Raw genomic sequence first — 10,698 nt, forward strand, 5'->3', positions numbered from 1 at the left:
TGGATAACAAGGAGGATCATGTCCGCCAAGCACATCACCGCCCTCGCGGTGGCCGCGTCGATGGCCCTTGTACCGGTCGCCGCCACCGGCGCGTCCGCCGCGGCCAAGCCCAATCTGCGCGCCTGTTACGACGGCAGGTGCGCGATCACCCTCACCAAGAGCGTCTCGTTCCGGGTCAGCTCGCGCTTCGGCATCACCAGGCTGGCCATCTCCTTCGACTCCAGCACGGTCCGCGTGAAGGGCACCGGGCCCGGCGTGACGTCGCAGGCGATCCTCGGCGGGGGCGCGTCGGGGTCGGTGAACAACATCGGCATCCGCATCGTGTCGTTGTCCGGCGGCAAGGCGGTGTTGCGCCTGTCACCCCGGAAGTGACCCGAAGGTGTCCCGGAGGAGCAGCACCGCGATGTCGTCCGTGCGCCGCTCGATCGTGGCCGGCTCGATGAGCGACTCCGCCAGGCCGTGCAGGGGCTGGCCGTGCTCCGGGGCGAAGCGGGCGGCCAGGGCGGCGATGGCGTCGCCCAGGTCGAGGCCGGGCTCCTCGATGAGGCCGTCGGTGTAGAGGGTCATGACCGAGCCCGGCGTCAGGGGCAGGTGCGTGGTGACGTACTCGGCGTCGGGGTCGATGCCGAGCAGCAGGCCGGGGACGGTGTCGATGACCCGGCCAGGGGCGCCGGGCCGGCCCAGCACGGGCGGCAGGTGCCCCGCGCTGGCCAGGCCCGCGGTGTGCCGGGTCAGGTCGAAGCAGACGTACAGGCAACTGGTGAAGCGGTCCGGGGCCAGCTCGACCATCAGGCGGTTGGTGCGCGCGAGCACCTCGCCCGGGTTGGCGCCGGCCGTGGCGTGGGCGCGGATGGCGGTGCGCACCTGGCCCATGAGGGCGGCGGCGGTCACGTCGTGGCCCTGAACGTCGCCGATGACGGCCGCGGCCATCGTGTCGTTGAGGCGGATCAGGTCGTAGAAGTCGCCGCCGATGTCCATGCCGGGGGTGGCGGGCAGGTATCGGGCGGCCACGTCCAGGCCGGGGACCGTGGGGAGGGCGTGCGGGAGCAGGCTCGACTGCAGGCATTGGGCGATCTGGTGGGTGACGTCGTACAGGCGGGCCCGCTCGAACGCCTGGGCGATCAGCCCGGAGAGGGCGGTCAGCGTGGCGCGTTCGTCGGTGCTGAACCGGTGGGGGCGCTCGTAGGCGAGGACGCACGTGCCGACGGGCCGTCCCGAGGTGACCAGCGGCAGGAACGCCCAGGCGGACATGCCGTCGTAGCGCACCGCGTCCGGATGCGCGCCGCTCAGCTCGTCCCAGGTCGAGAAGAACTCCGGTTCAGCCTCGTCGAACCAGTGGCCGGAGAGCACCGCCGGGATGACGGGGCGGCCGTCGAACTCGTCGATCGCCTGCCTGCTGTAGCCGCGCGAGGCGGCCACGCGCCGCCGGCCGCCCTTGGTGGTGAGGATGGCCAGCGCCTGCGCGTCGTAGACGGGCATGACGTGGTCGGAGATCAGATCGACGACCTCCTGGGCGGTGACCGCCCGCGCGAGAGTGGTCGCGAGCTGCAGGATCTCGTGCACCTGGATCACCCGCAGCGGCCGGTCGCCGCCGACGACGGGGTCCGGCGCGGGGGAGCGCGAGGCCGTGCCGGGGCTGATGCGCAGGGTGAGGCCGGAAAGGCCGGGATACATCCAGAAGGACAACTGCCTCCCTGCCGGGTTGCGGGCGATGAAGTGGGTGATCTGGAGGCCGATGACCGCGGCGCGGCAGCGGTCCTCGTACGCCGCGTCCTCCAGCCACGGCAGCACCTCCCACAGGCGCTCGCCGATCAGTTCGGACGGGCAGCTCGCGAGCAGGTCGGAGGCCGGCGCGCTGATCAGCTTCACCCGGCCGTCCACGTCCAGCGTGCAGTATCCCTCGGGCAGCCGGTTGAGGCATTCGAGCGCGATCAGGTCGGCCCGCGGATCCGCCTCGCGCAGGGGGCACGGGTCGAGCCCGCGGGGCCGGGGCCCGGCGGTGATCGGCCGGCCGTGTTCGGCCGCCCGCCTGAGCAGGGCGCCGATCTCGGCGCAGGTCCGGTCGATGATGTCGAGCTGGCGCGGGGTGAGCTCGGAGAAGCGGCCGGCCGGCCACAGCAGCAGGAAGCCGCCCCAGACGGCGCCGGCCGAGCAGACGGGGGACAGGGCCGCCGCGAACTGGTAGGGCAGGGCCAGCGCGGACCCGGGGAACTGCCGGGCCAGGTGCTCGCGACCGGTGATCCAGACCAGCCGCCGCTCGTGGACCGACACGGCGATCGGCACGGGATCCTTCGTCCTGACCCTCGCCCAGGCCCTGGCCATCTGCGCGGGCATGCCGATCTGGGAGGCCATGTGCAGGACCTGGCCGCTCTCGTCCAGGATGTAGGTGGCGCCGATGTGGGCTCCGGTGCTGGTGACGGCTTCGATCAGCAGCTCGTCGAGGCGGGACGAGCCGTTCGCCACGCCATGGACCTGGACCTCCTCCTCCGGCACCGGCTCAGCACGCCTCGCTCACGCCGGGTGAGCACGATACCCACACAAAACCTCCCATACGGGGAGAGTACGCGCATAAAGGTAGGTAATTGGTTACGTTCCGCCAATATCCGTATCAGTCGGGGTGGTTATGACAGGCGCAACACGCGGCCGATGAGCTGGTGCATGTGCTTACGGAAGCGTTCGAGCTGCTCGGCGTCCTCGACGCCCTTCCGCCTTCCCGACCCGTTGAGCACCCCGCTCAAGGCGAAACCCTGGATGCACCAGATCATCGTGTACGTGGTGTGCAGCGCGTCGGCGTCCGCCGGCCCGGCTACCTTGGCGACGGCGTCCACGACGAGCTGGGCCAGCGGCTGCGCGCTCTCGAGCTCCAGGTCGGAAATGTCGCTGGCGTCCGACAACCAGCGGTGCATCCACAACGCGGGCACCTCGGGATGGGCCACGCACATGTCGATATAAGCGTCGATGAACCGGTACAGCATCTCCGCCTGCCGCTCGGGCGATGCGGTCATCATCTCCTCGGCCACCGCCTGGAGGGCTTCCGACAAGACGTCGCGGACGTGCCGCATGACCTCCAGATAGAGCTCGCGCTTGGTGGCGAAGTGCGGGTGGATGTCCGCCAGGTCCATTTGGGCCGCCTCCGCGACCTGCTCCATGGAGGTTCCGTCGTAACCGAGCGCGGCGAACATCCTGGTGGCAGCCCGCACGAGCAGCTCTCGCTCGCCGCCTTCTGGAGAGTGCATGGACGCGACCATAGGCGCGAAGGGTCGCCGAGCCTATGACTTGATCGACAAGTACGGGTAAAAACCCGGCCCGGGGACCGATGATCGCGAAAGGTTCGGTATCGTGCCGAAAGTTTCTTTCTCTTGAGCGGGAGTCGGTCTTCATGGGTGCCATCGGTGAGTCGCCGCGGATCGGGCATTGGGTCACCACGTGGACCGCGATGCCCCAGCTCACCGAGCCCGACAACATGCCGCCTCCGCCGTACGCGAAGGAGGGGCTGGTGCTGGCCGACACCACGCTGCGGCAGACCGTGCGGGTGTCGGCGGGCGGCCGGCGAGTGCGGTTGCGCCTGTCCAACGCCTTCGGCGGCGCACCCCTGCCGATCACCCACGCCGCGGTGGCGCTCCCGGACGGTGCGGCGGCGGGTGTGAGCACCATCGCGCCGGGCACCTCCCGCCCCGTGACCTTCTCCGGCCGGACCGGCGCCGTCGTGCCCATGGGGGCGCACGTGGTCTCCGACCCGCTGGACCTCGATCTACCGTCCCGCTCGGTCCTGACCATCACCCTCTACCTCGCCCATGGCCAGGCCTCCTCCGCCCTGACCTCGCACCCCGGCTCCAGGACCACCTCCTACCTGACCACCGGCGACCACGTCTCGGCCCTGGACCTCCCCGCCGCCACCCCCATCGACCACTGGTACCTGCTCAGCGGCGTCGAGGTCTGGACCGACCCCGCCACGGCCACGCTCGCCCTCCTCGGCGACTCCCTGACCGACGGCAGGGGCTCCACCACGAACGGCAACGACCGCTGGCCCGACCAGCTCTTCGACCGCCTCCCACCCGGCATCGCCATCGCCAACCAGGGCGCGGGCGGCAACCGCGTGCTGAACGACGGCCTCGGCCCCAGCGCCCTGGCCCGGCTCGACCGCGACGTCCTCGCCCAGACCGCCGTCCGCCGGCTGATCGTCTTCGAGGGCGTCAACGACCTCGGCACGGCCGAACCCACCCAAGAGGATCAGCGGGGAACGGCCGCCGACCTGATCGCCGCCTACGAGCAGATCATCATCCGCGCCCACGCCCGCGACCTCCTGGTGTACGGCGCCACCCTCACCCCTTTCGGCGGCCACGACCCCTACGACGACCCCGCCGGTCACCGGGAGGCGGCCCGGCGGACGGTCAACGCCTGGATCCGCACCTCGGGCCGTTACGACGCCGTCATCGACTTCGACCACGCGGTCCGCGACCCGGCGGCTCCCCGGCGCCTGGCCGTGCCGTACGACGTGGGCGACCACCTCCACCTGACCCCCTCCGGCTACCACGCCCTCGCCCGCGCCGTCCCCGCCACCCTGTTCTCCTAGACGGCGTCCGGGCCGGATCGTCGAGCCGCCACGCGGCGCAGCCGGCCCGTCTCCACCTCCCACACGAACCCGTGCACGCGCTCCCGGTGCGGAATCAGCTCATCCGCCCTGACCCGCGCGATCGACTGGACCACGTCGGCGTCCACGTCCTTCGGGAACGCCTCGGCGGCCCACTCGGGCCTGATGCCGGTGTCCTGGTAGACGGACTCGCGGAAGGCGTCCTCGGTGATCTTCGTCGAGCCGCAGTCCGTGTGGTGGATGATCATGATGTCGGTGGTGTCCAGCACCCGCTGGCTGATGGCCAGGCTGCGGCGCGTGTCGGCGGTGACGACGCCGCCCGCGTTCCGGATGACGTGAGCGTCGCCGTACTCCAGCCCGAGCACGCGCCACACGTCGAACCGCGCGTCCATGCAGGCCACGATCGCCAGCCGCAGACGAGGCTCCGACTTCAGCCCTTCGTACTCGTAGTCCTCGGCGTATCGCTCGGCGTTGGCGACCAGGTCCTCGATGACACTCATGAGGAGATCGTTCCGTGCCGTCCGCGCCCCCGGCGGGCGCAACGCGTAAAGATCTACGTTCGGGCTGTGGACTCGCGGACCACGAGCCGGCACGGGTGGGTGTGGCGGCCGGGAGCGGGTGTGCCGTTGATGGCGGCCAGCAACATCTCCGCCGCCGCCCGGCCCAGTCCTTCGAGGTCCATGTCGACGCTGGTCAGTGGCGGCTGGCCGGCCTGCGTCATGACGTCCCAGTTGTCGAACCCGACCAGCGCCACGTCCTCCGGCACCCGCCGCCCGACGGCCCGCAGCGCGTCGGCCACTCCCCGCGCGATCTGGTCGCTGCCGCAGAACACCGCGTCGAACGACGTCCCCCCGGCCAGCAACATGCCCACGGCCTGCCGCCCCCCACGTTCGCGAGCCCGCCGCGTCGCCGCCGTGATCAGCCGGTCACGACGGCGGCGCGGCTCCTCGGCGGGCGGTCAGCGGGGCGGTGGGATGGTGTTGAGGTTGCGCGGGGTGACCGAGCGGGCCAGCCGGTAGGCCGCCTCCGCGTTCACCAGGCCCGACCCGGTGGGCCCGTCGTAGCCGTCCCCGGCCACCTGCCCCATCGCGCTCTTGCCATCGGTCACGTCCCGCGCCGACGCCTTGAGTATGGCCTTGACCAGGGCGGGCGACAGTCCGGGCTGTGCCTGCTTGAGCAGCGCGCACACCCCGGCCACCTGCGGCGACGCGGCGCTGGTGCCGCTGATCACGGCCCAGCCGTCGTCGGGCGCGGTGCCGTCCTTGGCCGGGTAGCCGGGCCCGGCCAGGGTGGTGTCGATCTCGTCGCCGGGCTCGACCGGCAACATGATGTACAGGGCGCGGGGCGCCTTGCCGACCAGGCCGCACACGTCGGGCACGTGCCGCCCGGCGTAGATGAGGCTGTCGAAGCTGCTGGCGTAGTCCGACGCCTCCAGCCTGAATTCCCCGTTGACCTGCGTCTCGTCCACGAAGACGCCGCCGACGGAGATCACGTCCGGCATCATCCCCGGGAAGGCGACGTGCCCGTTGCCGGCGGAGAAGCAGACGGTGATGCCGCGCTCGCGTACCGCCTCGATGACGGCCAGTTCCAGCGGCCGCAGGAAGTTCGGCAGGGTGGCCAGGCCGGGCAGGTGGTAGCCCCAGCTGTTGGTCATGACGGCGGGCGACAGGTCGGAGGCCGTCTTGAAGGCGAGCGTGGCGTTGGCGCCCATCTTGACGCCGACGAAGTCGACGTCCCGGGCGCTGGCGAAGATGTTGGCCGCCTCGGCGGTGCCGTGCCCGTGCTCGTCGTGTTGGACGCGGGTGGCGTCGGGGGCCAGGGTGGCGTTGAAGTTGTAGCCGTGGTGGTCGTAGAAGGGATGCCGGTAGAAGCCGGTGTCGGGCATCGCGACCAGCACCCCCCGGCCGGTCACGCCGCGGTCGTGCACCGGGTGCGAGCGCAGCAGGAGCGCGACGTCGTCGGGCACCCGCAGGTGGTGGTAGCCCACGCGGGGCGGGATGGGCGAGGCGAAGAAGCGCGGCGGCGGCTGCGGGTAGGCCCGCTCGACGTACGGCTCCAGGTCCTGTGGCATCGAGAACGACTCGCCGCTCACGTGCGACAGGTACGGAACCTGCGTTCCCGTGGTGGCGGTGACGTCCGGCGGCCGGCCCCCCAGATCGGCCTGACGCACCTCGACGTGCGTCCCGAACGTGCTCTCCCACAACGATCGCGGGCCTTCCGCGCTGATGGAGAAGGTCCCCACGTGCCGTACGGTGAAGCCCTTGGCCTGCAGCGCGTTCGCGGTGCGCTCGGCGAGCCCGGGCGCCGGCCTGAGCTGGTCGAGGCCGGCGTTCTGCGTGGCGGAGGATTCGGCGAACATCGAGGCGCCACTGTCCGGCCGCAGGGCCGCTTCGAAGTAGACAGTGTCCTCTCGTCGTTCGGTCATCGTGGTCATGTCGCTCCTTTGCGAGATGTGACCGATATGGACGTCAAAGGGCGTGGAAATCGGGCGGTTCCGCGAGATGGACGGCGACCACGAGCCCGCTCAGCTCCCCGGGGACCTCCGCCTGGGGCAGGCCGAACACCCGCTCCCAGACGTCCCTGGGCGCGCTCACACTGATCGTCGTCCCGACGTGGAGCACCTTGACACCGAGGCGCGTCAGGACGGCCGCGGCCTGGCTTTGCCGGCCGGGCGCCGTTTCGACCTCGGCCGAGAGAATGTCGCCCTCAGCGGCCATACCTCCAGGATCGGCCCTTCATGGCGGCCGCGACACAGGGAGCGACCCAGGGATTACCCCGGGGTCGGCGGGTAGGGGCGACAAATGGTCACGGATGGTCACGGCTGGGGGTGAACGATGCGGATCGAGGACTACGCGCTGATCGGCGACATGCACACCGCCGCCCTGGTCGGCAGGAACGGCTCGATCGACTGGTTGTGCCTGCCGCGCTTCGACTCGGCCGCCTGCTTCGCGGCGCTGCTCGACGGCCCGCGCGCCGGCCGCTGGCTGCTGGCGCCCGCCGCGGCGCTCGCCTCAGGGCCGGCCAGGGCCGGGCGCCGCTACCGGGAGGGCACGCTCATCCTGGAGACCACGTGGGAGGCCGACGGCGGGTGCGTGCGGGTGCTCGACTTCATGCCGCCGCGGGGGGAGGCGCCCGACGTCGTACGGATCGTCGAGGGTGTGCGCGGCCGTGTCGAGATGCGTACCGAGCTGGCCCTGCGCTTCGACTACGGCAGCATCGTCCCCTCGACCCGCCACGACGGCGGGGAACTGGCCGCGATCGCCGGCCCCGACTCCGCCTGGCTGGACGCCCCCGTGCCCCTCGACGACAACGGGGGCACCACCACGGCGAGCTTCGCGGTCTCGGCCGGCGACCGGCTGCCGTTCGTGCTGACCTGGCAGCAGTCCTGGTTGCCCCGCCCGGCCAGGGTGGACGCCTTCACCGCGCTGGACGACACCGAGCGCACGTGGACCGGCTGGCTGAGCGGCTGCTCGTACCAGGGAGGATACGAACAAGTCGTGCGGCGCAGCCTGCTCACCCTCAAGGCCCTCACCTATGCCCCCACCGGCGGCCTGGTCGCCGCGGCCACCACGTCACTGCCCGAGCAGCTCGGCGGCGACCGCAACTGGGACTACCGCTACAGCTGGCTGCGTGACGCCGCCTTCGTGCTGCGCGCCATGATCGCGACCGGCTACGAGGAGGAGGCCAGGACCTGGCGCGACTGGCTGCTGCGCGCGGTCGCCGGTGACCCGGCCGACCTGCAGATCATGTACACGCTCGACGGCACCCGCCGCATCCCCGAGTGGCGCGCCGACTGGCTGGACGGCTACGAGGGCTCCCGCCCGGTCCGCGTGGGCAACGCCGCGTACGCGCAGGTGCAGCTCGACGTCTACGGCGAGGTCCTGGACTGCCTCTACCAGAGCAGAGAAGCCGGCCTCCGGCACGACGCCGCCGCCTGGGACCTGCAGTGCTCGCTCATGGACTACCTGGAGGGTCACTGGCGCGAGCCCGACCACGGCTTGTGGGAGGTACGCGGCCCCCGCCGCCACTTCGTGCACTCCAAGGTGCTGGCCTGGGTCGCCGCCGACCGCATGATCCGCACCGTCGAGAGGCACGGCCGGTCCGGGCCCGCCGACAGGTGGAAGGCGCTGCGGGAGAAGATCCACCGCGAGGTGTGCGAGCGCGGCTACGACGCCGAGCGCGGCACCTTCACCCAGTTCTACGGCTCGCGGGGCCTGGACGCCGCCCTGCTGCTCATCCCCAGGCTCGGCTTCCTGCCGCCGTCCGACCCGCGCGTGGCCGGCACCGTCGAGGCCGTGCGCCGCGAGCTCGTCCAGGACGGCCTGGTGCTGCGCAACCGCCCCGACCTGGACGACGTCGACGAACTCGCCGGGAGCGAGGGCACGTTCCTGGCCTGCTCGTTCTGGCTGGCCGACGCGCTGGCCCTGCTCGGCCGCGGCGAGGAGGCGCGCGAGTTGTTCGAGCGGCTGCTGGACCTGCGCAACGACGTCGGCCTGCTGGCCGAGGAGTACGACACCACGCACGCCCGCCAGGTCGGCAACTTCCCGCAGGCCTACAGTCACGTGGCCGTGGTCAACACCGCCGCCATGCTGGCCTGCTGATCATCCGAACGCGCAAACATAACGATTGCCTGTGAAAGCGGGTCCCCGATATGCCCCTCTTACCCGACCCATGGAACGCTACGAGCGGCATGCACAGAATTGGAACAGGGTGAGATCGGGTGGGATCGAGTAGCGGGGGATCGTTCTGGCGGCGGCTTGGCAGGCTGAGCGCCTCGGCGGCGGGGATCACCGCCCTCGCGGTGGTCGTGTCGAGCTGCGGCCTCGGGCAGGCGGAACAGGGGCCGCCAGAGCCGGCGGAGTCCTCAGCCGCGCCGCAGACGGACGCGAAGACCACGAGCCCGGCGGTCAAACCGCCGGCGGCGGAGGAGGGCTGGCCCCGCTGGGGCCTCACACACACGGGCGTCAGCGCCAACAACATCACCCAGCAGTTCGAGCAGGTCGTGGCAGGCTCGCTCGCTCGTACGCCGATGGTGCAGAACCAGCACATCATGGGTTTCGGCGCGCTGAACCCCGAGCCCTATCCTGGGCAGTACTTCTGGGAGGACCTCGACAGCCGGCTGAACCTCATGCAGGAGTCGCAGAGCAAGCAGGTGATCACGCTCTGCTGCGCGCCCGACTGGATGAAGGGCGGCCCCGAGGGGCCCACGGAGGAGTCCGCCTGGGGTGAGCACCTGGAGGACGCCCCCTACCCCCAGCACTTTGACGACTTCGCCAAGCTGTCCGCCGCGGTCGCCTCGCGGTACAAGGACGTCAAGTACTTCATGGTGTGGAACGAGTTCAAGGGCTTCTGGAAGGACCACGCAAAGCCCGCGGACTACAAGGGCTACACCACGATGTACAACAAGGTCTACGACGCGGTGAAGAAGGTCCGGCCGGACGCCCAGGTCGGCGGCCCGTACATCGGCTTCGACAGCAACAAGGGCGGCGACTCCGAGCTGAGCGGCGACTGGGGAGTGGTCAACCAGAACGTGCTCGACGCGTTCAACTACTGGAACAAGAACAAGAAGGGCGCCGACTTCGTCGTCGTGGACGGCGCCTCGCCGACCGACGCGCACGAGCTGCTGCCGGACGAGTTCGGCGCGCTGAGCAAGTTCAGCGACGTCACCAAGTGGTTGCGCGAGCAGACCGACGACCTGCCGGTCTGGTGGTCGGAGTGGTACTTCGAGCCCGAGGACGGCAGCACCAACTGGGAGGAGCCCAGGCGGCTGGCCGTGCAGGCCGCCTCGATGATGGAGTTCGCCCGCAGCGGCGCCTCCACCGCCCTCTACTGGAACCCGCAGGCCAAGAAGGGCCAGGGCGACTGCCAGGGCTGCATGTGGGATCCGGCGAGCGGCGAGGAGACGCCGACGGGCCGGCTCATCGCCGACTTCGTCAAGTGGTTCCCCGCGGGGGCGCAGATCGAGTCGGTCACCTCCTCCGACGCCGCCGTCAGGGTGCTGGCCCAGCCGGAGCAGCTCCTGCTGGTCAACACCACCGACGGTGACGTGAGCACGACCGTGGACGGCAAGGAGTACACGCTCAAGGCGTACGAGATCAAGTGGAGCG

10 protein-coding genes are annotated in these 10,698 nt (G+C 70.9%); 4 read left to right on the forward strand and 6 right to left on the reverse strand.

Going from position 1 to position 10,698, the window contains the following annotated elements; translation table 11 throughout:
• Window positions 1–18 precede the first annotated feature (18 nt).
• On the forward strand, window positions 19–372 hold the full coding sequence (locus tag ACFPZ3_RS53275) for a hypothetical protein (protein ID WP_379522118.1): 354 nt from the start codon (window positions 19–21) through the stop codon (window positions 370–372).
• On the opposite strand, the gene ACFPZ3_RS53280 is transcribed toward ACFPZ3_RS53275, so the two are convergent.
• Together ACFPZ3_RS53280 and ACFPZ3_RS53285 are read right to left on the reverse strand one after the other, a co-directional pair.
• On the reverse strand, window positions 358–2,493 hold the full coding sequence (locus tag ACFPZ3_RS53280; RefSeq protein ID WP_379522119.1) for a SpoIIE family protein phosphatase: 2,136 nt from the start codon (window positions 2,491–2,493) through the stop codon (window positions 358–360). The genes ACFPZ3_RS53275 and ACFPZ3_RS53280 overlap by 15 nt on opposite strands.
• Before the next feature lie 128 nt (window positions 2,494–2,621).
• Window positions 2,622–3,236: a TetR/AcrR family transcriptional regulator gene (locus tag ACFPZ3_RS53285; protein WP_379522120.1), complete on the reverse strand. Its 615-nt coding sequence runs from the start codon at window positions 3,234–3,236 to the stop codon at window positions 2,622–2,624.
• Between the two features lie 143 nt (window positions 3,237–3,379).
• Here ACFPZ3_RS53285 and ACFPZ3_RS53290 point away from each other — a divergent pair, with 143 nt between their 5' ends.
• Entirely contained in the window at window positions 3,380–4,573 is a 1,194-nt protein-coding gene (locus ACFPZ3_RS53290) for an SGNH/GDSL hydrolase family protein (protein ID WP_379522121.1), read from the forward strand.
• Here ACFPZ3_RS53290 and ACFPZ3_RS53295 read toward each other — a convergent pair.
• From ACFPZ3_RS53295 to ACFPZ3_RS53310, 4 genes are read right to left on the reverse strand one after another with little or no spacing between them, the layout of a single operon-like run.
• The gene (locus ACFPZ3_RS53295; protein WP_379522122.1) at window positions 4,570–5,091 is read right to left on the reverse strand and encodes a beta-class carbonic anhydrase; all 522 of its coding nucleotides are present in this window, start codon (window positions 5,089–5,091) and stop codon (window positions 4,570–4,572) included. The two genes, ACFPZ3_RS53290 and ACFPZ3_RS53295, sit on opposite strands and share 4 nt — an antisense overlap.
• 53 nt (window positions 5,092–5,144) lie before the next feature.
• Window positions 5,145–5,513 (reverse strand): substrate-binding domain-containing protein, encoded by a 369-nt coding sequence (locus ACFPZ3_RS53300; RefSeq protein ID WP_379522200.1) that lies wholly within the window; start codon window positions 5,511–5,513, stop codon window positions 5,145–5,147.
• 36 nt (window positions 5,514–5,549) lie between these two features.
• On the reverse strand, window positions 5,550–7,025 hold the full coding sequence (locus ACFPZ3_RS53305; RefSeq protein WP_379522123.1) for a S8 family serine peptidase: 1,476 nt from the start codon (window positions 7,023–7,025) through the stop codon (window positions 5,550–5,552).
• A 34-nt stretch (window positions 7,026–7,059) separates the two neighbouring features.
• Window positions 7,060–7,308, reverse strand: a complete 249-nt coding sequence (locus tag ACFPZ3_RS53310; RefSeq protein ID WP_379522124.1) for a hypothetical protein — start codon at window positions 7,306–7,308, stop codon at window positions 7,060–7,062.
• A 117-nt stretch (window positions 7,309–7,425) separates the two neighbouring features.
• On the opposite strand from ACFPZ3_RS53310, the gene ACFPZ3_RS53315 reads away from it, so the two are divergent.
• Together ACFPZ3_RS53315 and ACFPZ3_RS53320 are read left to right on the forward strand one after the other, a co-directional pair.
• Window positions 7,426–9,192: a glycoside hydrolase family 15 protein gene (locus ACFPZ3_RS53315; protein WP_379522125.1), complete on the forward strand. Its 1,767-nt coding sequence runs from the start codon at window positions 7,426–7,428 to the stop codon at window positions 9,190–9,192.
• Window positions 9,193–9,311: 119 nt separating this feature from the next.
• The coding region (locus ACFPZ3_RS53320; RefSeq protein WP_379522126.1) for a xylan 1,4-beta-xylosidase at window positions 9,312–10,698 on the forward strand (1,387 nt) is incomplete at its 3' end.

The organism is Nonomuraea insulae (assembly GCF_042656245.1).